This window comes from Bacillus sp. RSS_NA_20 (assembly GCF_020165915.1).
Lineage (GTDB): Bacteria > Bacillota > Bacilli > Bacillales > Bacillaceae > Bacillus > Bacillus altitudinis.
The window spans coordinates 2,475,183-2,501,046 of sequence record NZ_JAIUKW010000005.1; the positions used below are offsets into that span (position 1 = coordinate 2,475,183).

General features: G+C 41.9%; 24 protein-coding genes and 4 tRNA genes. 9 read left to right on the forward strand and 19 right to left on the reverse strand.

The genetic code is table 11. The annotated features are described in order from the left end of the window. Positions 1-37 precede the first annotated feature (37 nt). From LCD32_RS18325 to LCD32_RS18375, 11 genes are all read right to left on the reverse strand, one after another. Positions 38-502, reverse strand: a complete 465-nt coding sequence (locus LCD32_RS18325) for a GNAT family N-acetyltransferase (RefSeq protein WP_017359973.1) — start codon at positions 500-502, stop codon at positions 38-40. A 68-nt stretch (positions 503-570) separates the two neighbouring features. Further along, positions 571-1,761, reverse strand: coding sequence for a S1C family serine protease (locus tag LCD32_RS18330; RefSeq protein WP_411801885.1), 1,191 nt, complete (start codon positions 1,759-1,761; stop codon positions 571-573). Between the two features lie 78 nt (positions 1,762-1,839). Then, positions 1,840-2,634 carry an MBL fold metallo-hydrolase gene (locus LCD32_RS18335; RefSeq protein ID WP_007497388.1) on the reverse strand — a complete coding sequence of 265 codons (795 nt, stop codon included), beginning with the start codon at positions 2,632-2,634 and terminating at the stop codon, positions 1,840-1,842. 6 nt (positions 2,635-2,640) lie between these two features. Then, the gene (locus tag LCD32_RS18340) at positions 2,641-3,504 is read right to left on the reverse strand and encodes a two-component system regulatory protein YycI (RefSeq protein WP_024718467.1); all 864 of its coding nucleotides are present in this window, start codon (positions 3,502-3,504) and stop codon (positions 2,641-2,643) included. Next, positions 3,491-4,870 carry a two-component system activity regulator YycH gene (gene yycH, locus LCD32_RS18345; protein ID WP_008347488.1) on the reverse strand — a complete coding sequence of 460 codons (1,380 nt, stop codon included), beginning with the start codon at positions 4,868-4,870 and terminating at the stop codon, positions 3,491-3,493. Before yycH ends, LCD32_RS18340 begins: the two co-directional genes overlap by 14 nt. Continuing rightward, positions 4,860-6,698 carry a cell wall metabolism sensor histidine kinase WalK gene (gene walK, locus LCD32_RS18350; RefSeq protein WP_007497390.1) on the reverse strand — a complete coding sequence of 613 codons (1,839 nt, stop codon included), beginning with the start codon at positions 6,696-6,698 and terminating at the stop codon, positions 4,860-4,862. The genes yycH and walK overlap by 11 nt, the downstream gene beginning before the upstream one ends. Before the next feature lie 7 nt (positions 6,699-6,705). Next, positions 6,706-7,413, reverse strand: a complete 708-nt coding sequence (yycF, locus tag LCD32_RS18355) for a response regulator YycF (protein WP_017359978.1) — start codon at positions 7,411-7,413, stop codon at positions 6,706-6,708. 348 nt (positions 7,414-7,761) lie between these two features. Next, positions 7,762-7,834, reverse strand: a tRNA-Phe gene (locus LCD32_RS18360). A 26-nt stretch (positions 7,835-7,860) separates the two neighbouring features. Further along, positions 7,861-7,937 (reverse strand) — tRNA-Asp (locus LCD32_RS18365). Positions 7,938-8,018: 81 nt separating this feature from the next. Beyond that, a tRNA-Glu gene (locus LCD32_RS18370) sits at positions 8,019-8,090 on the reverse strand. 6 nt (positions 8,091-8,096) lie between these two features. After that, positions 8,097-8,172 (reverse strand) — tRNA-Lys (locus LCD32_RS18375). A 332-nt stretch (positions 8,173-8,504) separates the two neighbouring features. Between LCD32_RS18375 and LCD32_RS18380 the strand changes: the two genes are divergently transcribed. After that, complete coding sequence (locus tag LCD32_RS18380) at positions 8,505-9,029, forward strand: peroxiredoxin family protein (protein WP_039170410.1); 525 nt, start codon at positions 8,505-8,507, stop codon at positions 9,027-9,029. Between the two features lie 30 nt (positions 9,030-9,059). On the opposite strand, the gene LCD32_RS18385 is transcribed toward LCD32_RS18380, so the two are convergent. From LCD32_RS18385 to LCD32_RS18400, 4 genes are all read right to left on the reverse strand, one after another. Then, positions 9,060-9,269: a hypothetical protein gene (locus LCD32_RS18385; protein ID WP_024718463.1), complete on the reverse strand. Its 210-nt coding sequence runs from the start codon at positions 9,267-9,269 to the stop codon at positions 9,060-9,062. A 15-nt stretch (positions 9,270-9,284) separates the two neighbouring features. Further along, entirely contained in the window at positions 9,285-10,418 is a 1,134-nt protein-coding gene (locus tag LCD32_RS18390; protein WP_224564497.1) for a DUF418 domain-containing protein, read from the reverse strand. 132 nt (positions 10,419-10,550) lie between these two features. Further along, positions 10,551-11,846 carry an adenylosuccinate synthase gene (locus tag LCD32_RS18395; RefSeq protein WP_007497400.1) on the reverse strand — a complete coding sequence of 432 codons (1,296 nt, stop codon included), beginning with the start codon at positions 11,844-11,846 and terminating at the stop codon, positions 10,551-10,553. A gap of 216 nt (positions 11,847-12,062) precedes the next feature. Then, the gene (locus LCD32_RS18400; protein WP_283775680.1) at positions 12,063-12,665 is read right to left on the reverse strand and encodes a TetR/AcrR family transcriptional regulator; all 603 of its coding nucleotides are present in this window, start codon (positions 12,663-12,665) and stop codon (positions 12,063-12,065) included. 116 nt (positions 12,666-12,781) lie between these two features. Between LCD32_RS18400 and LCD32_RS18405 the strand changes: the two genes are divergently transcribed. Next, positions 12,782-13,987 carry a cytochrome P450 gene (locus LCD32_RS18405; RefSeq protein WP_113746778.1) on the forward strand — a complete coding sequence of 402 codons (1,206 nt, stop codon included), beginning with the start codon at positions 12,782-12,784 and terminating at the stop codon, positions 13,985-13,987. A gap of 232 nt (positions 13,988-14,219) precedes the next feature. Here the strand turns inward: LCD32_RS18405 and LCD32_RS18410 are convergent, their stop codons facing one another. From LCD32_RS18410 to LCD32_RS18425, 4 genes are all read right to left on the reverse strand, one after another. Then, positions 14,220-14,633 (reverse strand): VOC family protein, encoded by a 414-nt coding sequence (locus LCD32_RS18410; protein WP_224564500.1) that lies wholly within the window; start codon positions 14,631-14,633, stop codon positions 14,220-14,222. A gap of 131 nt (positions 14,634-14,764) precedes the next feature. Continuing rightward, on the reverse strand, positions 14,765-16,129 hold the full coding sequence (dnaB, locus tag LCD32_RS18415) for a replicative DNA helicase (protein ID WP_003214779.1): 1,365 nt from the start codon (positions 16,127-16,129) through the stop codon (positions 14,765-14,767). 282 nt (positions 16,130-16,411) lie between these two features. After that, positions 16,412-17,368 carry a DUF4885 family protein gene (locus LCD32_RS18420; RefSeq protein WP_076821490.1) on the reverse strand — a complete coding sequence of 319 codons (957 nt, stop codon included), beginning with the start codon at positions 17,366-17,368 and terminating at the stop codon, positions 16,412-16,414. Further along, positions 17,365-18,312: a DUF4885 family protein gene (locus LCD32_RS18425; protein ID WP_113746777.1), complete on the reverse strand. Its 948-nt coding sequence runs from the start codon at positions 18,310-18,312 to the stop codon at positions 17,365-17,367. The genes LCD32_RS18420 and LCD32_RS18425 overlap by 4 nt, the downstream gene beginning before the upstream one ends. A gap of 109 nt (positions 18,313-18,421) precedes the next feature. Between LCD32_RS18425 and LCD32_RS18430 the strand changes: the two genes are divergently transcribed. From LCD32_RS18430 to LCD32_RS18460, 7 genes are all read left to right on the forward strand, one after another. Further along, the gene (locus tag LCD32_RS18430) at positions 18,422-19,279 is read left to right on the forward strand and encodes a hypothetical protein (protein WP_008347513.1); all 858 of its coding nucleotides are present in this window, start codon (positions 18,422-18,424) and stop codon (positions 19,277-19,279) included. Between the two features lie 499 nt (positions 19,280-19,778). Continuing rightward, entirely contained in the window at positions 19,779-20,660 is an 882-nt protein-coding gene (locus tag LCD32_RS18435) for an alpha/beta hydrolase (RefSeq protein ID WP_035390120.1), read from the forward strand. Between the two features lie 209 nt (positions 20,661-20,869). After that, positions 20,870-22,495 carry an AraC family transcriptional regulator gene (locus LCD32_RS18440; RefSeq protein WP_060781606.1) on the forward strand — a complete coding sequence of 542 codons (1,626 nt, stop codon included), beginning with the start codon at positions 20,870-20,872 and terminating at the stop codon, positions 22,493-22,495. A 98-nt stretch (positions 22,496-22,593) separates the two neighbouring features. After that, positions 22,594-23,559, forward strand: a complete 966-nt coding sequence (locus LCD32_RS18445; RefSeq protein ID WP_017359887.1) for an iron-hydroxamate ABC transporter substrate-binding protein — start codon at positions 22,594-22,596, stop codon at positions 23,557-23,559. 89 nt (positions 23,560-23,648) lie between these two features. Next, positions 23,649-24,437 (forward strand): alpha/beta hydrolase, encoded by a 789-nt coding sequence (locus LCD32_RS18450; protein ID WP_019743426.1) that lies wholly within the window; start codon positions 23,649-23,651, stop codon positions 24,435-24,437. 18 nt (positions 24,438-24,455) lie between these two features. Beyond that, on the forward strand, positions 24,456-24,599 hold the full coding sequence (locus tag LCD32_RS18455) for a YycC family protein (protein ID WP_008347524.1): 144 nt from the start codon (positions 24,456-24,458) through the stop codon (positions 24,597-24,599). Positions 24,600-24,621: 22 nt separating this feature from the next. Then, a complete protein-coding gene (locus LCD32_RS18460) occupies positions 24,622-25,836 on the forward strand; it encodes a CynX/NimT family MFS transporter (RefSeq protein WP_017368453.1) in 1,215 nt (404 codons plus the stop codon). Positions 25,837-25,864 lie beyond the last annotated feature (28 nt).

Consider the following 25,864-nt stretch of genomic DNA (forward strand, 5'->3'; position numbering starts at 1 on the left):
AAGTACCGTACGCTCGCCGCACGGTACTTCTCTTTTTTTATAAAGGCTTGCTCATGTAAATCCCAGTCTCAGCGAATCCCGTTTTCTCATAAAGTGAGCGGGCGATTTGATTATGGGCAAAGACATGCAGCGATAGTTTCTTCACACCTAATGACTTTGCCTGCTCTTCTAATGCCGCCATGGCCTGTTTTGCCAACCCTTTTCCTCGATACGCTTCAAACAAAATAAAATTATAAATAAATCCTTCATGCTGGGGATGATCTGGATCATAGCAAAGCCATACCCACCCAATGGATTCGTCTCCATGCATGAATGTCCACAGCTCATGATCCTCTGTCTGAAGACCTTCAGGTAGCAGCCGCTCAAATTGTTCCTCTGCGTTCTTTTGCGCTTCTTCCTGACCCCACGTCCCTGCGAGTATCTTTTCTTCTGCGTACCTCTTAATGGATGCCTCTATCAAGACGTCATAATCCGTTTGTGACATCGGCTGTAATGTGACCAAACGTATCTCCCCCTTTCCTTTATCATATGCCGAGCATGTAAAAAAAGCCAGTCCCCTATAGGAACTGGCTAGCCTCCGAACCGATCGGTTTGGGAGAGTTTGATCTCAACTGATTTTTTCTTTCCGCTTCGGTAAAATTGCACCTTTACCTTGTCGCCGACTTTCTTTTGATAAAGATATTTACGCAGATCAACGATATTTTGTACTTCCTTGCCGTCAAACGACGTCACGACATCCAGCTCTTTTAACCCTGCTTTTCCTGCTGGAGATAAAGGCTCGACACTCATCACGACGACTCCGGTTGTGACCTTTGATGGTAGTTTTAACGTTTCCTGCCAATGATAGCTCGCAATATCTGCTAGTGATTTCATCCCAACACCAAGGTACGGACGCTTCACCTCTCCATAGCGCTCTAAATCCTCTATGACAGGGATCACCAGATTCGCAGGAATAGACAGCCCAATCCCTTCCACCTCTGACTCAGCAATCTTCATTGAATTGATGCCGATCACTTTGCCGTCCATATTAATCAAGGCTCCGCCGCTGTTCCCAGGATTAATGGCGGCATCCGTTTGCAAAACTTCCGCATTCCAATCCGTCTGTCCATCACCATTAGAATCAACAGGGATCGCACGCTCTGTTCCAGAAATCACACCTTGTGTGACGGAGCCAGCAAATTCAAGGCCTAATGGATTTCCGATGGCGATGACCGGCTCACCTGGTTTGACATGGTCTGAATTGCCGAAGGCGGCGGTTTTCTTGATCTTATCACTTTTGACCGTGAGTACCGCTAAATCCATCAGCTGATCACTGCCGACAAGATTTGCCCCGATCCTTGTCCCGTCCTGAAGGCTCACTTCAAGCTGGTTTGCGCCTTTGATGACATGATGGTTGGTCACGATATAAAAGGTGTCTCCCTTTTTTTTATAAATCACACCTGACCCGCTGCCTGCTTCACCGCCTTCTTCCCAAAAGCTCGACTTTTGAATGTTAATGACGCCGACAACTGTATCCGACATACTCGATACCACTTTTGTGACCGCATCATTCACGTTCACATTGACGGTCTTTAAAGGGCCCTCTGATGCCTGCTGATCTCCAGCTGACTGCCATCCAAAGGGGCTGCCGCTCTGTCCAGACACATAGGGGAAAAAGAATCCCATTAAAAAAGCTCCTACCAATACACCGATCAGACCAGATAGGAAATATCCTTTTCTGCTTCGTCTCGGCTTCCACTCTACATCGCGATAATCCACTATGTTTCCTTCCTTTCAGTGAATAGATGATGTATATAGTGTTGGTAAGAAGCTCTTATCTTAATCATACGATTGTAAAAATCATACGGCGCAAAGTGGGGTTGCTTTTTTCGGGTCCGTATCATATAAATCAAAGCCATCCCCTACAACAAAGCCCTTCATTTCAAGCGTCTGCTGGACCGCCATACGGGCTAAGTCCTTCATGTTGTTGTCTTGACTCAAGTGGGCCAAATAAATGCGTGAGGTGGCGTCTCCAATCACGTCTGTCATAGCAAGAGCTGCATCTTCATTGGATACGTGTCCGACATCGCTCAAAATTCTGCGTTTAATGCTCCATGGGTAGCGCCCCATTTGCAGCATGCCGACATCATGGTTGCTCTCAAATACGAACGTATTGGCTGATTTAATAATTCCTTTCATTCGATCACTCACATAGCCTGTATCCGTCATGAGGGCAAGTTTACGCCCGCCATAATGGAATACATAAAACATGGGCTCTGCCGCATCATGTGATACGCCAAATGATTCAACATCGAGACCGCCGAATGATTGAACCGTCTCCATATCAAAGTGGAATTTCTGCTCCGTATCCACTTTCCCAATATGTGACTCCATCGCCTTCCATGTTTTCGCATTTGCATAAACAGGAAGCTTGTACTTTCTTGCCATCACACCAAGTCCTTTAATATGATCTGAGTGCTCGTGTGTGACAAAAATTCCGTCCAAGTCTTCTGGCTTTCGGTCGATTTGACCAAGCAGCTCTACCATCTGTTTGCCGCTTAAGCCCGCATCTACTAAAAAAGCATGCTCGTCTGTTTCTAAATAAAAAGCGTTCCCCGTACTTCCGCTCGCTAGTACACTGAACTGCAAGCTCATGTTCTCTCACTCCAATGAAGATTTGTCTTCTTTCTCTATATGATCAAGTGTTGAGCCATCAATGGCATTGATCAAATATTCTTCTTCTGTCTTTTTCTTTGAACCAGTTGCCACGCCTTCAATCTCTACTCGCCATACAGGAACCATGACTTGAGTGCTTGCACCTGGGTATTGCGTGTAGTAGCCAAGCTCTACTTTTTTCACTGTCGTGTTTTGGCTCAGCATATTTTGTGTATATAAGTCCTTCACCGTTTCAAGCGCTGGGACAAGGGTTTCTTTTCTCACTTCATTAATCGATGTCACCATCGACTGCCGATACGAGACGACCTCGTTTTGATCGTTCACATCCAATGTGATCTTCCCAATAGTTTCGGTGTCATCAAGACCTTCTTGGAAGATGTATTTTCCTTTATACGTTTGGAAAAAGACGATTTCACCTGTTTCTTCATCGATGCTCCAGAGCTTATAATTCTTACCATCCAGTAAACGCTGGCTCACAAGATTGGTCGCTGCTGTTTTCATATCTTTTTTCGGCAATGCAACTGGTTTATTGAAGGTCATTTCAAGCAAGGTGACAGGATCATCTTTCTCGGTTTTCGGGAATGTGCTTTTCGTCTTTTGATCAGCTAATCCGTCGACATCCTTTTTCGTATATTGCTTTTTCTCAGCTGTAATGCGGTATCCAATCTTCGCTTCATCTGATAGATTGCCATATTTGATTCCGTCTGCCTTCATTTCTTCCAGCGTATCTGTTTTTTCGATAATCGCAAAATGATCGGTCGATCGCTTTTCAAAGTATTGAAAACCTAGAAAGATATCGAGAACGAGAAAGGCTAGGATAAAGATCGTTTTGGTCTTATTCCACTCCATGATTCTCGCTCCCCTCTGTCAGCAAATCATTCGTTAAAATGACGGTTTTTCCGTTATATTTCATACACCATACCGGCTCTAGCCAGACAAACATCGCTTGATCCTGATCTGATGCCGTGGATGTCGCTTGATAGGCAGGGAAAATCTGTTCAATTTTCTCTAAATCATCATACTTCGTCTGCTTGATGATCAAGTTTTTCAGCTCTGTCCCATTCATCAGTTTGACCTGTTCACTCTGACTCGCTTTGTTGCCGAGAATGTAGTTTGGACGCTTATAACTCAAGATGTCATCATTCGCCCATTGTACTTCAAGTGATGTCATACCAAATGGATGTTTTGTGCTGTTGACGATCGGCAGTCCATCCATAAACATATTAAAGGACAGCTGCTGGTTGCTGTTAATGCCGAAGTATTGATAATTATCGGTAAAACTTCCGGTATCATTGAAATATTTCACGCTTCGCTTGATCAAATCTCCCGTTTGGAATACGGTACTAGAATTGATATTACGATGCTGATATTGGATGCGGTGGTCTTTTTGATTTGCTTCAAGACGACTCGTTCCATCCGTATACACCGTCCGGTTTAAATTAGATTCCTCCCCAACTAGACTTGGGTCTGTAAACAAAGCGTCCTTGAATTTGCTTGTCTTAATCGTTTCGATAAAGAACATTTTCGCTTCAAGCTGCTTTTGCTTCTGCGGCAGAAGGAAATCTCGTTTTGAATTTGTAGAGAAAGTATATAGGTCATAGCGCGGCATCTCGTTTTGAGCGGCTGCAATACTATCCATCAGATTACGATAGTTGGCAGATTCAATCGTCAGCTCAAGCACCGATTCCTTGCTGTATGAAACCAAATAGACTTTCTTATTGGCCTTATCCGGCTGAGCGAACGGCACAATCATCCGGTCAAATGAGTTGTATTCAATGGATTTATTCGGCCATTTAAACAGCGCTTGGAAAATATCAATCGGAATCGGATCATTGAACACAAGATCCAATGTTTTGCCTTGCCCCTCGCGTCCATAGAAGAAATTCTTAAATTTCTGCTCGGAATATTGGTCCGACACATCGGCAATCTCTTTGACATCCCACAGGCTCACATCATTCCAAAAGTTTTGGAAGAGTTCCTTTTGATCCACTTTGAAATGCTCTCCATTGGAATGGATGAACATCTCACGCGGTTTCACGACATCAATGAGACTCCGAGGCTCGTCGCTTGAAATCTTCTTCGTTTCCACGACCTGTGTGCCGGCATCCGCCTGATCCTGCATGACGGGCTGGAACATCCAAATATTCCACGTAAACACAAGACTGATCGCAATTAGGATTGTCAATATAATGGTTTTAAAGGTCTCACGCTTCATCCCAATCATCCTCTTGTTCTTCATTGTACGGAAGGGTAAAGGTTACCGTTGTTCCTTTTCCTTCAATGCTGTCAGCCCAAATATCTCCGCCATGAGCCTGAACCATTTCTTTTGCAATCGCAAGACCTAGGCCGGTTCCGCCAAGCTTTCTTGTTCTTGCCTTATCCACTCGATAAAAACGTTCAAAGATTTTATCCATATCCTTCTTCGGAATACCAATTCCTTCATCTTTGACACTGAATAACACAAGACCTTGCTCCTCATCCAAATCGACAGTGAAAGTAATATGTCCACCCTCTGGCGAGTATTTCATAGCATTGGAAATGATATTATCGAGCACCTGAGTGATTTTATCTTGATCAATTTCCACATATATTTCACGCTGCGGCAGGTTCCGGATGAAATCGACATGCTGCTCCTTCGTCATTTCAAAACGATCAATGACGAGCGAGATAAACCTGATAAAATTCGTCCACTCACGATTGAATTGATAATCCTTGCTGTCGAACTTAGACAGCTGGAGCAGGTCATTCACAAGTCTAATCATGCGCTCTGTTTCATTTTGCGTGACACTCAGGAACCTTGGCGCAAGCTCTTTATCACCAATCGCACCTTCAGCGAGTGCCTCAAGATAGCTTCGCATCGTCGTAAGCGGTGTGCGCAGCTCATGCGATACGTTCGCCACGAATTCACGTCGTTCCGCATCAATTTTTTCCTGCTCGGTTACGTCATAAATGACCGCAATCAAGCCATCAATCTTCCCATGCTCTTTCTGAATCACTGAGAAATTGACACGCAAAACAGACAGTTGATCTTCACGTTCAATTTCTAGCAGCATGGAGTCTTGATTTTCGACTAAATCTTCAAATGTATGAGTTTCTTCTAAGCCAAGCAAGGATGTAATCGGCATCTCTAGAGCTGTTTCACGTGAAACATTCAACAGCTCTAGTGCCGGGCTGTTTAATAGAATAATGGCCCCGTTTTGATTCGTGGCAATGACGCCATCGGTCATATAGGCGATAACAGAAGAAAGCTTTTTCCTCTCACCCTCTGTCATCAGCTGCGCTTCCTCCAGCTCTCTCGTCAGATGGTTAAATGTCGTTGCTAGCTGACCAATCTCATCATGTCCATACTTTCGGACCTTTCTGGAAAAGTTCCCTTTGGCGAGCTCGATCGCTTGCTTTCTCATATCCGAAATTGGGTGTGTAATGGTTCTAAATATGAATATACCAAGTAGAGCGGTCGTCCCAAGTGCGATGAGTGTACCCGTCGCCAAAATGGTGTTAATCGTTCGCATTTGGTTAAAAACACTTTCCATGGATGAGACCACATAAATGACACCAACAGTTTCTTGGTTCTCATTTTTCACGGCTGTCGCTGATATGCGGACTCGTTTATTCGATTCTGGGTCATAGAATTTTTTTTCGTAGTCTTTGCCAACCGCGAAAATACGGCTAATGATTTGATCTGTGATTTTCTTCCCGGCAATCTCTTGACTGCCGTTATTCACAGAGGCAATGACCTCTCTGCTTTCGTCAATATAGCTGACTTCAGAAATTTCATTAGACTCATCTTTGTTGTTAAAATCGTTTAATATCTTTTGAGCATCCTCTTTTAATTCTGCCTTGCTTTTCGATGAATCTTGTTCTAGGTAATACGATAACGAGTAGATTCGCTGATTCAAGGAATTATCATATGAATTAATTAAGGACTGCTCTAGCTGCTTCACAAAGTACACGCCAATGATCTGCATGGCGACAATGATCAGCAGCACATAAATCAAGGTCAATTTAAAGTGAATCGAGCGAAAAAAACCTACTTTACTCATAAGAATCTTAGTCCTGCTCTGGGTTTCTTAAATAGTAGCCGACGCCTCGTCTTGTCACGATCCAGCTCGGGTGGCTAGGGTTGTCTTCAATTTTTTCACGAAGACGGCGGACTGTCACGTCTACTGTACGGACATCTCCAAAGTAATCGTAGCCCCAAACCGTTTGCAGTAAGTGCTCACGTGTCATGACTTGTCCAATATGTTTCGCTAAGTAATGAAGCAATTCGAACTCACGATGCGTTAATTCAATCGTTTCGTCACGCTTAGACACGACATACGCATCTGGGTAGATCACAAGTGAACCAATCTCGATATCATTTGATTCAGATTCTTCCTCTGATTGCGGAGCAGCCGTCTGTCTTCTTAAATTTGCTTTTACACGTGCAAGCAGCTCGCGTGTACTGAATGGCTTTGTGACATAATCGTCCGCGCCAAGCTCAAGACCAATGACTTTATCGATTTCAGAGTCTTTTGCTGTCAGCATGATAATCGGCATATCATATTTCTTTCTCACTTCACGGCATACTTCAACGCCATCTTTGTTCGGCAGCATAATGTCGAGCAAAATGATGTCTGGCTTAATTTCTTCTACCATTTCAAGGGCTTCATTTCCGTCATACGCACAATGAACCTCGTAGCCCTCTTTTCTTAAGTTAAATTCCAATATATCCGCAATCGGCTTTTCATCATCTACGACAAGAATCTTTTTTTCCATTGTGATTTCCTCCTGCATTTTTAGCATCTATGTCATTCCATTTTGCATGTCTCATTACGCCTTCTTCATTTACGAAAAAAAAGGCTCACTGTCTATTATAACGTTTTACGAGGCAAAGATAAAAATAATAACGGCTTTCTTTGCTAGTAAACGTTGGATAGAAGAACTTCACCCAAAAGATTTGATGACTTTTTCCTTTTTTATTGAAACTTTTCCAGTCACCAAACGTCTATATACATGTAACGTCTTCTTCTTATGGAGCCGGGCCCTACCTAGGTCCGGCTTCTCCCTTTTTATGCCTTCTTTTCATAATAAAAACGCACCTGCGATTGCAGATGCGTTTGGAAGTGGCTCGGGACGGAATCGAACCGCCGACACACGGATTTTCAGTCCGTTGCTCTACCAACTGAGCTACCGAGCCATCATCAAAAGATGAATATGTATAAATGGCGGTCCGGACGGGACTCGAACCCGCGACCTCCTGCGTGACAGGCAGGCATTCTAACCAACTGAACTACCGGACCTCAGTAACTTGCCCGAAAAAGCAATCGTGGTGCTCCTTCAAGCAAGTGAGGAAAAATTAGCTTAACGCTAAAGTAAATCAATGACCCGTACGGGATTCGAACCCGTGTTACCGCCGTGAAAGGGCGGTGTCTTAACCGCTTGACCAACGGGCCAAAACATGGTGAGCCATGAAGGACTCGAACCTTCGACCCTCTGATTAAAAGTCAGATGCTCTACCAACTGAGCTAATGGCTCTCGGTTTGTGAAAAGTAATTCTGAAGAAGTTGTACTGCGTCAAACCAATCGCTTTAAAAGCTGGAAAATCGCATCTTAACAAGTTTCAGAGACCTTTGCAACAACGAGATTTATAATATCATAGAGTAATTACATATGGCAATACGTTTTTCGACATTTTTTTAAAAAAAGTGTCGGATTTGATATCTTCTGTTAAACCGCCTAATCCTGCAAACGCCTTCATTCAATCATTGGCTACTGCCCAATCCAGCACACAGAAACGTTTGATTCCGATCAATATTGGTTATACAAGAAACAAACAGCATGGTGATTGAAAAAGGAGGAAGCATAGGATGAGTTCATTTAAATTAGGAGATAAAATGCCCGATTTTTCACTGCCAACAGTGCAGGGCGATCACATTGAGTTTTACAAACATTTAGAGGAGCATCAAAGCTGGCACCTCATCGTTTTCTTTAGAGGATCATGGTGCCCAGTATGTGTCGAGGAATTAAAAGAGCTGGAAAAACAGCAATCCTATTTTCAAGAAAAGGATATTCACTTAATGACGATCTCAACAGATAACCCTGAAGACTTGAAAGAATTTGCAGACAAAGAGGGACTTTCTTTCCCCATCATGTCTGACCAAGACCTCACATCATTGAAAGCCTATGAAGTCTTCTATCACGGGGAAGATGCCCCATATGAAGATCACGGGGTGCACGGAGAACCCGCCTACTTCTTATTAAATGAAAAAGGCCAAGTCCTCTATCAACAAAGACAAACAAGTCCATTTGGCAGACCGCACGCCAACGAACTGCGCAAAATCATTCAATACATTCGTAAAAATTTAAAAGGCCAATATAAAAGCCTAAAATAAAAAAGAAGCTCTCATCAGAGGGCTTCTTTTTTATGAATGTTTTTTGTTGTATAGCCAATCTGCGGTGAAAAACACAAGAAGACCTGTCATTAAAATCACAAAAGTCACAGGTGTACTCTCACCTTGAAAAAAAGCGTAAGACGCATGTCCTCCTAATGCTAGAAGATAAAAAACAAACGCCGATCCTGCTGCTTTTTGTGCATTGGCTTGTTCTCTTTTCGTCGTTTTTTTGAAAAACATTGTATCTATTCCCCTTTAAGATGCTTTCTTCATTGTCACACGGCGAAGTGCCCGTGATCTGATATACTCCATTGGCCCAATACGCCAGACGTGTAAGCAAAGGGCTGAAATGGCGATTTGCAGCAGAGAGATCAACAACCATGACAAGACGATAAGGGGGGCGTTGATTTGACCGCCAAGACCCAATCCCCAGCTGTAAAAAAGGATTGAGCAGATGACATTTTGCAGGATATAGCAACTAAGCGCCATTTTCCCTACATATTCAAACCAAGTCCACATGAACCATGACTCCGTGCGTGCTAGAAGCTTCGCCACGACAGCAATATAGAAAATAGAGAGGAATGGCGAAAACACATAGCGCACCACGAATTCCACTATGTCATTTGGTACAAAGACGAGCGCATTCAGCGGCAGTCCAATCCACAAACCCATTCGGAACAATGTTTTCCGCAGAGTTTGCCCACGCTCATTTGCATAAAATACACCGGCTCTCATCATCCGCACACCTAATAAAAACAAAAAGGTATTCATTGGGATAATAAAGATTGCTTCTTCTCGGTACATCAAAAAGTGCTGTAATCGGTCTTGAACTTGAGATATCCATGTCTCCGGCAGTTGTTCTTCGTACGCTGGTTCACTGCTCTCGTCATAGGATTCATTTTCCAATTCAGAGAAAGAAAATACAACGAGAAAAGCCGTCACCAACAAATGAATGACACCCGAGACAATCATGCCTTTTTTGATGCGCCGACTTCCTCCACGGACAATAAACGCCACAAGCAAACCCGTGATGGCGTAACTCATGAGCACATCATATTCCATCACTAGCGCAAAATGGACAAAGCCTTCAATCAATAAAAATAAAAGAATCCATAAATATGTACCCGGCCAAGTCGTATTTTTTCTTTTCGCCTGCTGGTATTTCAGCTCTAGCCCTACGCCAAACATGATTGTGAGCAGCGATAGCATTTTGCCATAAACGAACATAGAGACAAGACTTTCAAGAAAACTGCCATTTTCATATTCATCCGCAATCTGATCTGTCGCAAAGGTATCCCCTGCGTATGCAAAAAACCAGACGTTTGTACCCAATGTACCTAATATCGCAAAACCTCGTAAAATATCTAATAATCGTATTCTTTCTTTCACTAGAACGCTCCTTCCCTTTTATACAGTTATCATATTTTGGTAATATCGGGAAGTCAGTTCCGTAGAAATTAAGGAATATTTAAACAAAAAAAACACCAGTAAAATGTGTAATTTTACTGGTGTCTGATCAGTCTATAATGATGGACGGTACACGCTGCGGACAACGTTCGTTTGGGAACGGTCTGGTCCGACTGAGAAAATAGAAAGTGGAATACCTGTTAATTGTGAAATGCGCTCTAAGTAATGACGGGCATTTGCAGGCAGTTCACTTAAATTCTTCACGCCTGTAATATCCTCTGTCCAACCTGGCATTTCTTCGTAGACAGGTTCACATTTCGCTAATTCATTTAGACTTGCTGGGAATTCTTCAGTGATTTCTCCGTTCAATTTATAAGCAACACAGATTTTCAATTTCTCAATCCCTGTCAGTACATCAATGGAGTTAAGAGATAAATCTGTAATTCCGCTCACACGGCGCGCATGACGGACAACAACACTGTCAAACCAACCAACACGGCGCGGGCGGCCAGTTGTCGTACCGTATTCACGGCCAACTTCACGGATTTGATCGCCAATTTCATCATGGAGTTCTGTCGGGAATGGGCCATCACCTACACGAGTTGTGTAAGCTTTTGATACGCCGACCACATGTTGAATTTTCGTAGGACCTACACCAGAACCAATCGTCACGCCTCCAGCCACTGGGTTAGATGACGTCACGAACGGATATGTCCCTTGATCGATATCAAGCATAACGCCTTGTGCCCCTTCAAAAAGAACACGGCGGCCTTCATCTAGAGCATCGTTCAATACAACAGATGTGTCCACGACATATTTTTTCACTTGCTGACCATATTCATAATACTCATCTAAAATATCTTCAATTTTGAAGCCTTCTGTGTCGTACATTTTCTCTAAAAGACGATTTTTCTCTTCTAGATTACGGGCAAGCTTCTCTTCAAATACTTCACGATCTAATAAATCTGCGATACGGATTCCGACGCGGGCAGCTTTGTCCATATAAGCTGGTCCGATTCCTTTTTTCGTCGTACCGATCTTGTTAGCCCCTTTCCGCTCTTCTTCTACCTCGTCCAATTTTAAGTGATAAGGCAGAATGACATGGGCTCTATTGCTGATTCTGAGGTTATCTGTACTCACATTCCGTTCGTGAAGATACGCAAGCTCAGTGACCAACGCTTTAGGATCAACCACCATTCCATTACCGATGACACAAGTTTTCTCTTTGTAAAAAATACCGGACGGAATGAGGTGTAGCTTGTAAGTCACTCCATCAAATTTGATTGTGTGACCTGCATTGTTTCCCCCTTGATAACGGGCAATCACCTCTGCATTTTCTGAAAGGAAATCGGTAATTTTCCCTTTCCCTTCGTCACCCCACTGCGTACCTACTACGACTACTGAAGACATATCGTGCACCTCCGTTAACCTTTCAAAACGTTATCTCTTTCAAACACATTTATTTTATCAATGCACACTGAAAAAGTCAACGTGAAATCCGAACATTAATATCTCGAAATCAAATTTTGTTCGTTTTACATGTGAGGAAAAGCGCTTTAATTACTCATTCTACGCTTAAACAAGAAGATTTCGATCAAAATTACTGTTTTTCTCATTTCCGTTTGTTCAGTGATTTTCAATCAATTGAATCATCGAACTTGCCATAAAGTCGGGTGAATATGGTCTGCCTTTTCTCAGCCACCACTCAGCTGTTCCAACATAAGCAGAAATGACAAATTGCTTCTGCATCTCGAGAGGAACGTGTTGTGGATCAGGTGGTGAACCTGTGACTTCTTCTAGCCCCAAAGTAAAGCTTTCTTCAAAAAAAGCACTGGCCGTCTGATGAATATTAAGCTCTCTTCCCCTTTTCAAGAGAATCTGATACTCCTCTTCATGTTCCTGCAAATGCTGATAAAAGCGGTAAATATACACATATGCTGCATGATCGCTCTTCCACTCACTTTCATGTACAGGAGCAAAAATAGCGGTTTTCATGACATCAAACATCTCATCCATGACCTGCTGAGCTAAGTCAAACTTATCCTCATAATGCTGATAGAAGGTGGTGCGATGGATTCCTGCCTTGTTCGTCAAATCTTGTACAGAAATCTTCCCCCATTCCTTCTCCTTTAATAACTGAAATAACGCTTTTCTTAATTGTTGCTTTGATTCAGTTGCGCGCTTATCCCCTCTGTAGCAGTCCGCCACAAGCCGCTCTCCCCTTCCCATTTTCTTCAACAGATTTCGCCTTTCTGTTGGTTGAATCCTTTCTACTGATGAATTACCTTTAAATCTAACACAGTGAAAAAAAGGAATCATCTGACAACCCATAAGGAGTGATGATCATGGAAACAACAACACCTAGTGCCGTTCAAAAAGCGTTATTAAGAGGGAAAAATAAGCAGGACCCGTATCACCCATTTGATTGGTACGCCAAAATGCGTCAAGAATCCCCTGTTCATTTTGATGAACACAGCCAAACATGGAGTGTCTTCACCTATGAAGAAGCAAAGCGCGTCACCATCGATAAAGATACCTTTTCTAGTCAACCTCCTCAAGACCACCGGAAACATTCACTGATGAAAACAATGGTCATGATGGACCCGCCAAAACATACACGAATCCGTTCCATTGTGAGCAAAGCCTTTACACCCCGGGTGATGAAATTGTGGGAACCACGCATTCAAGAGTTAATGGATGATCTCATTGGACAAATAGAAGGTAAGGAAGAGATTGATCTTGTTCAAGACATCTCCTATCCGCTTCCTGTGATAGTCATTGCAGAGCTTTTAGGTGTGCCAACAGAACATAAACAATCCTTTAAAGAATGGTCCGATATTCTCGTCAGCATGCCTAAAAGTGAACATGAAAAAGATGTCGTTGAATGGCAAAAAACACGGGATCAAAGCGAAGCGGACATGATGGCGTTTTTTGCTGACATCATTGAAGAGAAGCGGCAGAACCTTAGTGAGGATTTGATTTCGCTTTTAATCCAAGCGGAGGAAGATGGAGATAAGCTGTCCGCAGACGAATTAATTCCTTTCTGCAATCTTCTCCTGTTAGCAGGCAACGAAACGACCACCAACCTGATCTCCAATATGATCTTTAGTTTGTTAGAAAATCCGGGGTCGTATGAAGCGCTCGCTCAATCACCTGACCTCATTCCTCGAGCTGTGGAGGAGGCTGTCCGTTTTCGTGCCCCTGCGCCTACCATCGTCCGGTATGTCACAGAAGACACCGAACTTGGAGGAAAAGTCTTGAAAAAGGGAGACAGTGTGATTGTCTTTCTTGCTTCTGCGAACCGGGATGAGCGTCAATTTCCAAACGCACATGAGTACGATATACACAGGCACCCTAATCCCCATATTGGCTTTGGCCATGGCATTCATTTCTGCCTAGGCGCACCTCTTGCTCGCCTGGAAGCATACACTGCCATCAAAGCCATACAGTCACGATATGAATCACTAGAGCTTCTCTCTTACGTCCCAATGACAAGCAGCGGTATGTATGGACTAAAAGAACTGAAGCTCCGTGTCACGCCTCGTTCCTAACAATCTGAGACTCTCACAAGATGGGAGTCTCAGGTTGTTGACAAAGGGCTAAAATGGTGTTGATTTTAGCCCTTTGTCTTCTTTTCAGCGTGATAGAAAACCTTTGCAGCCCTAGGAAGGACGAGTACTGGCGCGGAGCGAATTTATCATTCGTGAGCACCAGCACGCAGGACTGACACCGAATGCGAGGGTTTGTCTACACGCTGGGACTCCCACAAGATGGGAGTCTTTCTTAATCAGGTGTAATTCCTTCTGTATTCATGAGCACCACTCGATATCCATCTGGATCTTCAATCGTCACGCCTCCTCGATCCCAGTACGGGTTCGTAGAGGTGACATGCCGTCCACCAAATGCGATCAGTCTCTTTTTCATCTGCTGAAATTCTTCTTCATTCGGAATATAGAATACAAGCAGATGCTCTGGGTGGGGAACAGGCAAGCTTTCGTCTTCTTCATGTTTGGTGATTTCCAGATGAACATGCTGGTGAGGAAGCCCAAGCATGACCCCATCATACCCTTCATGCTGATCAAATGAGCCAATTCGTTTCAGCCCTAAACCTTCTTCATAAAAAGAAACAACCTCTTTCATGTTGACGGTCGGACGTGCGATGCGTAATTGAGCGGCTTCGAATTGTTGAAATTTCATCAGTCATCACTCCTTTTCTCTCCCTTTAGTATACGCTCTCTTTTTCTACCACTCCTCCTCATTTCGACTGTTTTTCAGTCATTCTTTCGATGTAGATGGATCAAAAAAAGCCCAGCTTCTTGAGCTGGGCTTTAAGCACCGGGCGGAACACCCGCATCGTCAAATCTTCTCTCTAAGTTGACGAATTTGTTATATTCTTTCACGAAAGCCAGTGATACCGTTCCAACTGGACCGTTACGCTGTTTCGCAATAATAATTTCAATAATGTTCTTATTCTCTGATTCTTTGTCATAGTAATCATCACGATAAAGGAACGCCACAATATCGGCATCCTGCTCAATACTTCCTGATTCACGAATATCAGACATCATCGGACGTTTGTCCTGACGCTGCTCTACCCCACGAGAAAGCTGTGATAAGGCAATGACCGGCACTTCAAGTTCTCTTGCTAGTGACTTTAAAGCCCTAGAAATTTCAGATACCTCTTGCTGACGGTTATCGCTTGATCGTCCACTCCCTTGGATGAGCTGTAAGTAGTCAATCAGGATCATGCCAAGCCCGTTTTCTTGCTTCAAACGGCGGCATTTCGAGCGAATTTCACTGACTCTAATGCCAGGTGTATCATCAATGAAAATCCCACTGTTTGATAGCGAACCCATCGCCATTGTCAGCTTACCCCAGTCCTCTTCTGTGAGATTACCGGTTCTTAGGTTTTGTGCATTGATATTTCCCTCGGCACAAAGCATACGCATGACCAGCTGCTCAGCGCCCATCTCTAAACTAAAGATGGCGACACTTTCATCTGTCTTGGTCGCGACGTTTTGTGCAATATTTAACGCGAAGGCTGTTTTCCCTACGGACGGACGAGCCGCTACAATAATCAAGTCATTTCGCTGGAAGCCAGCTGTCATCCGGTCAAGCTCTGAGAAACCCGTTGGAATCCCAGTGATATCACCTTTTCGATTATGAAGCTGTTCAATATTATCATATGTCTGAACAAGAACGTCTTTAATGTTTTGGAAAGCTCCTGAGTTTTTACGCTGAGCCACTTCCATAATGGTTTTTTCAGCATCACTCAATAAATCTTCTACTTCATCCTCACGCGTATATCCATCCTGTGCAATGGTTGTCGCTGTACGGATCAGACGTCTTAAAATGGATTTTTCTTCTACAATTTTTGCATAATATTCAATGTTTGCGGCAGTTGGGACAGAGTTCGCAATATCGGTTAAATACGAAATCCCGCCTACCTCTTCTAGTAAGTCTGTATTGGCAAGTTCTGATGTCACCGTGACAAGGTCAACCGGTTCCCCTCTATCACCAAGTACAAGCATCGCATTGTAAATCTTTTGATGCGACATTCTATAGAAATCCTCTGGAATTAATACTTCAGAAGCGAGCGTTAGCGCAGATGGTTCTAAAAAAACAGCACCTAATACGGCCTGCTCGGCTTCTATATTTTGCGGCGGCAGCCGGTCATCGAGAAGTTCCGTCATGCCAAGCACCGTCCTTTCATAAAAAAATACGCTACTCATCATTTTAACATTTTCATCAATAAAAAAGTGAAAAACATCAACTATAGTCAAAATTACCATGTGGCTGTTTCGTTGAACAGCGAAACAACACCCTTCAAATAGAAAAGACCCTGTAACATAAATTGTTATAGAGTCCTTTGTCTCGCTTATGGGATTTGTAGCTGTTGTTCACACATGTGATCGATACTCCAACATGGCATGAACACGCACATGATCAAACCTTGCAAATATCAGGTGCGTTTTTTAATCTATCGTTTTCTTAACTCCATAATTCACCTGTTGCCCAATGTCTTGTAAGGAGCCATTTTGATAACTAATAGATAACACCAAATCGGGAATAGAATCATACCCGTTCTTCGCTAGATCAAAGAGCTGTGCACCATAATGTGATGCAGCAATACGGGCATTTTCTGCTGTGTATGGGTTTTTCAGAAGTTCTTCTTTGTAGATATCAAAAATATTCGCTCCAGTATCCGTTACAAAATGACCGTTTACAATGCTTAAATCTTTTAAATTGTAGCCTGTCACCGTTTTGATTTGATTGACAAGGTGGAACTTTGCAAGTGAATCCGGCGTGAATTGAGTCGAATCATCATTTCTACTTTTCATAATATGAAAAAATAGTTCTCTTGTATTGTTGCTTGTATTCAATATGTCCTCTATTTGTTTGACCAAGGTTTCATCTGTTGATCCGCTCACCACTAATTTGAAATGATTTGGATCAATGGTAAAAGTTAAATTGGCGTTTTTAGGAATGTTCAAACCATTGGTAGAAAACAAAGCTTGCAGTTGTTCGTTCACCTTTTGGCGATTTAATAGTTTCTTTTCTACACTTTCCTGGGTAGGATCGTACCGTTTTTCATTACGGAAAATAGCATCATTGAAGTCATATTGTCCACCTTTATTATTCCTTGCCCAACTCATTTCCATCGTATAAGCAGCTTCTCTCTCCACTTTAGTTAGATCACTTCTGAAATAAGAAGAGTATGGATTTCGATACTTATCATATATATGGCTCTGAGGATCTTTGAATCGTTTATTTTGTTCATTTATTTTTTCGTATTTTTCATCTAATATTTTCATCCGCCTATCAGATTCGGTCATCACTTCGTTTGTACTTTTAATAGCTGATTGGCTATTGAAGTCGGTAAGGTGCTGATTGTTTAGAACAGTTGCTGCGTTTGATGTATTGATCTTCACTTTGATACTCCGTAATTCACCTTTTGTCCAATGTCATATAAAGACCCGTTTTCATACCCAATAGATAGCACCAAATCGGGAATAGAATCATATCCGTTTTTGGCTAAGTCAAAGAGCTGTGCACCATAATGTGATGCAGCAATACGGGCATTTTCTGCTGTGTATGGATTTTTCAGAAGTTCTTCTTTGTAGATATCAAAAATGTTCGCTCCGGTATCCGTTACAAATTGACCGTTTACAATGCTTAAATCTTTTAAGTCGAAGCCTGTCACCGTTTTGATTTGATTGACAAGGTGGAACTTTGCAAGTGAATCCGGCGTGAATTGAGTTGAATCATCATTTCTACTTTTCATAATATGAAAAAATAGTTCTCTTGTATTGTTGCTTGTATTTAATATGTCTTCTACTTGTTTTATCAGTGATTCATCAGTTGATCCACTCACCACTAATTTGAAATGATTTGGGTCAATGGTAAAAGTTAAATTGGCGTTTTTAGGAATATTCAAACCATTGGTAGAAAACAAAGCTTGCAGTTGTTCGTTCACCTTTTGACGATTCAATAGTTTCTTTTCTACACTTTCTTGGGTAGGGTCGTACCGATTTTCATTACGGAAGGCGGCATCATTAAAATTATAATACCCTCCTCTCCCATGGTTAGCCCAACCAATTTCCATAGAGTAAGCAGCATCTCTTTCTGGTTTGGTTAGGTCACTTCTGAAATAAGGAGAGTATGGATTTCGATACTTATCAAATATATGACCATGAGGATCTTTGAATCGTTTGTTTTGTTCATTTATTTTTTCGTATTTTTCATCTAATATTTTCATCCGTCTATCAGATTCGGTCATCACTTCATTTGTACTTTTAATAGCTGATTGACCTTTAGAATCTATTTGGTTCAGATTGTTCGAAGAACTGGCTGTATATGACGTATTAATATTCATTTTGATTCTCCTTTTTTAAGAAAATAGTGATTATTAAATATATCGGCAATTCAGTTAAAATTTGTTAGTTTAATGTCGATATAGTAATTATTACAAGGAGGGTTAATATATGACAAATACTATCTTTAAACGTTTATTATTACCAGCATTATTATTGGCGCTTGTTACTAGTTTTTTTGCACCTAAGTCAGCGGAAGCAGCAATTACCGGGAATAACAGTCCTAACACTGCAAGTTCAATGGGATATTGGAAAAATAGTCGTTCAGACACGACAATCTTACCTGAAGGTGAAAATGAAGCGTATTATCAGTTTACGATCAATAAAGGTGAAAGAGTTTATGTCAGAAGTTCGTATAATAAGCAATATACTGGGATGAAAATCGAGGTTTATAACTCAAAATATTCTGATGCGAAAACAGAAGTAATTAATCCTGATTCAGTAACACCCTTTATTTTTGCAAATACTGGTGACGTGACTTCAACTTCAGAAACTTATTTTGTGAAAGTAACCCGTGGTACATATACCGGAGACATGTATTTTTCTGTTTCCATTCAAGATCGTATCAAATCTGGAAATGGGACATTCAATTTTACGGGGACGGCTACAAACTTGGGGAATTCTTCTTTAAATTTTTTAGGGGTTGATTCTTCTGTCATTACAATGGATTTAACGAACAATTCTTCTATTCCTAAAAGTGCAATTGTCAAATCGATTACGACAACTAGCACTCAAACACCCAACCAAGGGAATGTCACACACAAACTAATGGCTAGTGATAGTAACATTTGGTATCAATCACTTTTCTCCTCTGCAACAAGTGGTTCTTATCGTATATCTCTGGATGATCAATTAAGAGTCGCTCAAAAATGGAGCTTTAAGTACAACGCAAAAGCTACCGCGAGATCTACTATGAGCAATGTCAAAGCCGATATCCGTTACGAATATGATGTCACAGATGGATTTTAATTGAATGATGTTTACAGATATGTACACCAATATGATCAAAAAGTAAGGGCACATCCCTTACTTTTTTTATTGCCTCAATTTTGATGTTATATGTTATTTCGCCACTTTTAAAACAGCCCCTCCTCTTTCAACACGCTCTCTAGCAGAACCCCGACTGACCATTTCATTTTGTTATGAATGAAAATGTTAAAAAGAAGAGTAGTGTATTTTTGTATGAAAGGACGGTGCTTGGTATGGCGGAACTTCTCGATGACCGGCTGCCTACGCAAAATATAGAAGCAGAGCAGGCCGCATCAATGAATTGGGCGAAATTAACATTTACATAACTTTATGAACATTTGACTTTATAATTAATAACTATTATTATTTGGTTTGCTCACATGATAATTGAGAATCATTTTCATTTGAAGTTTTCAAGTAATACTCTCATCCAACCAATATTCACAAGTCTGCTTTTATCACCATATGAGGATCATTTTGAGGAAGGGAATTTTTATATATGTTGAAACACCCTGAAGGAATGGGTACTGAGAATTCACTTTTCGGAGAAAGCCGCCCCTTTTTTATACCTGGGACGGAGCAACTGGATATCACAGCACACCCATACAGACTTTTTATATTTAAACCGAATGCTACTCCTCCAGCGGCTGGTTTTCCAGTCATGTACGTACTTGATGGAAATTCGCTTTTTGGCACAATGGTCGAAGCCATTCGTTTACAGTCAAGAAGACCTGAAAAAACAGGAATCATACCTGCAATCATTGTTGGAATTGGCTATCAAACAGAAGAATCCTATCATCCGCTTAGGCATTATGATCTCACTCTTACCGCCCCTGATGCTTCCATTGGGAGGAAAAGAAAGGACTTCTCCAACCATACATATGGCGGCGCTTCTACTTTCTTTTCTTTTTTAGAAATGACGGTAAAGCCCTATATCGAACAACGCTTTCCGATCAACCAAAGTCGTCAAACACTGTTTGGGCATTCTCTTGGCGGTCTTTTTGTATTACACACACTATTTGAGCACCCTGATGCTTATCAGACATATATTGCAGGGAGCCCTTCTATCCACTGGAACAAAAAATTATTTCTAGAAAAAGAACACCAATTCACCAACTATATACGTCAGGTGCCTATGGATGTCAGGCTGCTTGTAGGTGTAGGTGAGTTAGAAAAACATCATCCATGTCAAATGAATGATCATGCCAATTCACTAGCAAATCGTATGTTGCCTTTATCGTCATACGGCTTGCATACTGCCTATCACGAGTTCCCTGAAGAAGGACATACGTCCGTTTTGCCGGTGCTGATGAATTATGCTTTTCGTTTTGCACTCTATCATGATGATCCTTTAACAACCACAGACATGAAAAAAAGCTAGTGAACACACGAAATATAGTGATCTATCTCAAAAGATTGCCCTTATCACAGGCGCAGGACGGACAACGAATGCAAGTATTTCTCTATACCCTACGCACCCTGATCTCCATCAGGGTGCTTTTTTGACAGAATAAACACACCATTTTCCAGCTCTTTCTGATACAATTCAATTGAGAATATTTATCAATTAATAAGAGATCAGGTGGTTTTATGGGAAACAATCATCAATTATGTACAAAGGTAAATGCTGAACAATGCATTTATCGATTAACATATACTGAAAAAATAAATAATGCAGATCTTCCACATACGGAGCAGCAGTTGTCAGATACTTTCTGCCTCCTCTTCAACATAAGCGGCAGCGGTTTACTTACATTGAATGATCAAAGATGGCGATTGAAAAATCTGACACTCTATACGATGATGCCTGGGGAAACATTTATGTTGAAAACAGAGCCACATCAAAAACACGAGCTCTATCTGTTTCGCTTTCAGATGTACACGCCACAAGGTCAAAGCATAGAAGAAGTATCAACTGAACAAGCCCGATCTTTACTGAATGTATGGCAATTTATCGATATTAGCTCGATTGAACACATTCATTCTTTACTGTCCGACATGACAGCAGAATGGCAAAAACCTGAATCCATTAGCTTTTTTAGAAGCCAAACCCTTTTTCAACAGCTCATCCTGCAGCTTTTCACACTGCATAAAGAAGACATTTGTGACACAACACACGCCCTTTTCAAAACAAAACAATATATCGATCAACATTCCGAAGAACCTCTCAGCCTTACAAGTCTATCTCATATGGCTGGTATCAGCGCCAATCATTACAGCGAGCTATTTAAAAAGCATTTTGATGTGAGTGTCACTGATTATATCACCAAGAAAAGACTGGCTAGAGCCAAACAGTTCATGGTGAAAGGTCATGCAAAGCTCAAAGACATTGCACAGGACATCGGCTATCAAGACCCCTATTACTTTAGCCGTATCTTTAAGAAAAAAACGGGTATCACTCCTTCTGCTTATATGAAAAGCCGTCAACGGAAAATGGCTGCCTATGGCCATTCCATACTCGGTCAGCTCACACCCATTCATATCATCCCATATGCTGCCCCTCTTCACCCTAAATGGACAGCACATGATTTTGAGCATTATGCAGAAGAAATTCCGATTCATCTGAGTGCACATCGTATCAACGAACACGCTGAAGCCAATTTACAGCAATTGAAGGAAGCACAACCTGAGCTGATCATTGCCAATGATCATGTGACAGAGGAAGAAAAACAAGTGTTGAAAACCATCTGTCCTGTTCACTTTGTTCCATTCACACAATTGGATTGGCGCGCTCAATTCAGACAAACAGCTCTGTTCTTAAACGAAACGAGGGAAGCAGAAGAATGGCTGCTTCATTACGAAGAACTCGTCATTCAAGCGAAAAAGGCATGCCTTATTGATCATCCACCAAGAACCGTCCTGCCTCTTCGTATCTTTCAAGATCAGCTCTACTTATCTGTCAATCGCACCATGTCAGAAGTAATTTTTCATGACATTGGCCTTCTGCCAGCTTTTCAGAATGATGGCCAGCTCATCGAAAAAAAAATCAGCATTCACTCTATACAGCAGTTAGACCCAGATGCCATCTTCCTTTTGTTGCATAAAGAACCAAAAACCATTGCTTTTTATCAAAAATTAAAGCAACAGGAGGCTTGGCAAAATCTCAAGGCTGTGACGCAACAAGCCGTCTATCCACTCGCTTCTGACCCTTGGCGTGAATACACAGCAGCCAGTCATCAACGAGTCATTCAGGACCTTTTATCTTTTTTTCCGTAAAAAGTCCATCACTAGACAGATCATTGTCTATGGATAAAAGGACGAATGACTACTACAATCTTTAATTGAGAACAATTATCAGTTAAAGGAGAAAACAAATGAAAAAATGGTTCGCATTGCTTATCCTTTGTATCATGACGATCACCGCAGCAGCCTGTGGTGCTGCAGAAAATAAACCGGCTTCAAACACAACCAAAAGCAAGTCAGCTGAAGCAGCAGAAACAAACATCAAATATTTAGATCAAACGTACAAACTCAAAACACCAGTGAAAAGAGTCGTCATTGCTGGAAGCCTAGAATCGATGGAAGATGCAAAACTACTTGGTATCGAGCCTATTGGTGCTTCTACTGTCGGCGGCACTTTCCCTGAATTATTTAAAGACATTACAGCAAAAACAGAAGGCATTGGGGAAAAAACAGAACCGAACCTAGAAAAAATCTTAAAACTAAAACCAGACGTGATACTCGGATCAACCAAGTTCCCGCCTGCAACAATTAAAAAACTAGATAAAGTTCAAACGACGATCCCAGTATCACATGTCTCTTCCGACTGGGAAAGCAACCTTTTATTACTCGGTGAACTGACTGGAAAAAGTGAAGAAGCGAAAAGCATCATTTCTGATTATCAGAAAGATCTCAAACAAGCGAAAGAAACCCTGAAAGACAAAAGCAACAACAAAACAGCTGTCATTTTACGCATTAGACAGGGCGACCTGTACGTGTACCCTGAAGACGTATACTTCAACTCTACTTTATATGGGGACTTAGGATTTACAGCACCAAGTGATATCAAAAAAGCCAAAGCACAAGCAATGATTTCATTGGAACGCCTAGGTGAACTCAATCCTGATTATATCTTTGTTCAATTCTCCCAAGAGGAAAACTCATCTAATCCAAATGCATTGAAGGACTTAGAGGGAAATAAAATTTGGAACAGCCTAAAAGCTGTGAAAAATGGACACATCAATGAAAATGTCGTTGATCCTATGCTTCAGGGAGGAACAGCACTAAGCAAAACCACCTTCCTTGATCAGGCTGTCAAATGGCTAGATCAAACCAACTAAAAAGATGCGCATCTTGACAAAGGGCTAAACATTTTAGTCCTTTGTTCTTCTTTTCAGCGGAGCTTGAAAACTTGAAGGAGAGAATACACATGAACGGAACGTTTCTATATGACGAATTGAACGGGCGGCAGCTTGATATTTACCTTCCATCGGACACCTCTATTGATGTTCCAGCTGTCTTTGTACAAGATGGCTCTTCTTTGTTTAGAACCCACCTGCTAGAGATCGAAAGCATGATTGAAGCCAAAACCATCTCGCCAATCATCATCGTCGGTATACACCCCTTCAATCGACTTGACGAATATACACCATGGAAAGCATCATCACTGCATTCTGGATTCCCTGACTTTAAAGGTGAGGCACAGACATATGTGTCATTTTTAGCAAATGACTTGCTTCCATATATCAAAAGAGAATACCCAGTTAAACAGACCGGTCATGAACATAGCCACGTAGGTGCTTCATTAGGTGGACTCTTTGCTATTTATACCTTATTCATGTACCCTGACCTTTTTAAAAACATCGCATCTATCTCTGGGTCATTTTGGTATCAAGATTTTCTACCGTTTGCTAAACAACAAAGCATTCAGTCTGTGAACCACCTTGTCTATTTGTCTGTAGGCAGTGAAGAAGGGAAAGGCAAAACATCTGCCCAACAGCACATGCCTTTATTCAACAAACAACTCCATGATCTTTTATTACAGAAAGGGATGCAGGAACGAAAGCTTCACTTTCACATTGAACAAGGAGAGGGTCACCATCTGAAACAATTTCAAAAAAATTTCTTATCGGCCATCAAGTGGTTTTATAAAAGAAAACCCAAATTTTTTATCAGCAAGTCACAAAGTCGATATGGTATATTGGAACGTATAGATTGAAAGAGGAGGGATTTGCGCATGAGACCTTTACAAATCTCAGCCGATACCGCACAAAAGCTTGCTGCATCACTCAATGTACCGTTAGAGCAAATCATGCATATGCCGCAGCACATCTTATTAGCTAAATTAGCGGAGCTTGAACAGAAGAAAGATCGTTCTTAAAGAAATAAAGGAGTTTACATTCATGGAACAACAACTAGAAAAATCAACATTTCATCCTCGCAGTACAGGGCAAACCATTTTGCTGATTGCTGGGATTTTACTCATTGCCTTTAACCTGAGGCCAGCCATTACGTCTGTTGGCCCTGTGATCGGTGCCATTCGTTCTGATTTACAGCTTTCAAATGGACTGGCTGGTTTCCTCACGACATTACCACTGCTCTCATTCGCATTGCTATCTCCCATTGCACCTAAAATCGGAAAACGTCTTGGGAATGAACGAACACTTTGGCTTGGGCTTGCTGTCCTGCTCTTTGGGATTGTCATTCGTTCATTTGGCAGCATCACCTTTTTAATGATGGGAACGGCGCTAGTCGGTGTCGGGATTGCGATTTGTAATGTGCTTTTACCTGGACTTGTGAAACATAAATTCCCTGCACATGCTGGATTAATGACAAGCGTGTATACGACATCGATGTCCGTTTTTGCTGCACTTGCATCTGGTGTCAGCGTTCCGCTCAGTCATGCGATGCCTGGCGGCTGGAATACATCATTCCTTGTCTGGGCCGGACTTGCCCTTCTTGCGATGATGGTGTGGGCGCCGCAGCTTCTTCATCAGAACACAGCGGCTGTCAAAAGCATTTCACTCAAAGAGCAGCCAATATGGCGTTCACGTGTCGCATGGCAGGTGACCTTTTTTATGGGCTTGCAATCATTCCTTTTCTACAGCAGTATCGCATGGTTTCCTGATATTTTGACATCACATGGCATGAACCTGGCAACGGCAGGATGGATGCTATCCATTATGCAGTTCACTGGTCTGCCATCGACCTTCTTAACGCCCGTTTTTGCAGAAAAATTAAAAACGCAAAGACCGCTTGTCGTCGGCCTTGTCCTTGTGTATTTACTCGGCATGATTGGTCTCCTTCTCGGAGGGTCGACGCCTATTCTTGTCATCTCTGTGCTATTCATCGGCGTCGGACAAGGGGCCAGTATCAGTCTTGCCCTCACATTTATTGGATTAAGAACAACCAATATGGAACAAGCAGCTGCCCTCTCTGGAATGGCGCAGTCACTCGGTTATTTATTAGCCGCTGTTGGTCCATTCATGATCGGTATCCTTTTTGATGTGACACATACATGGACGCCAGCCATTATCATATTTATCATCGTCCTATTTTTTATGTTTATATCCGGTATGCGTGCTGGACGAAGCGTCTATATTTCAGATCCATCATAAACAAAGAACCCGCCTCACGAGGAGACGG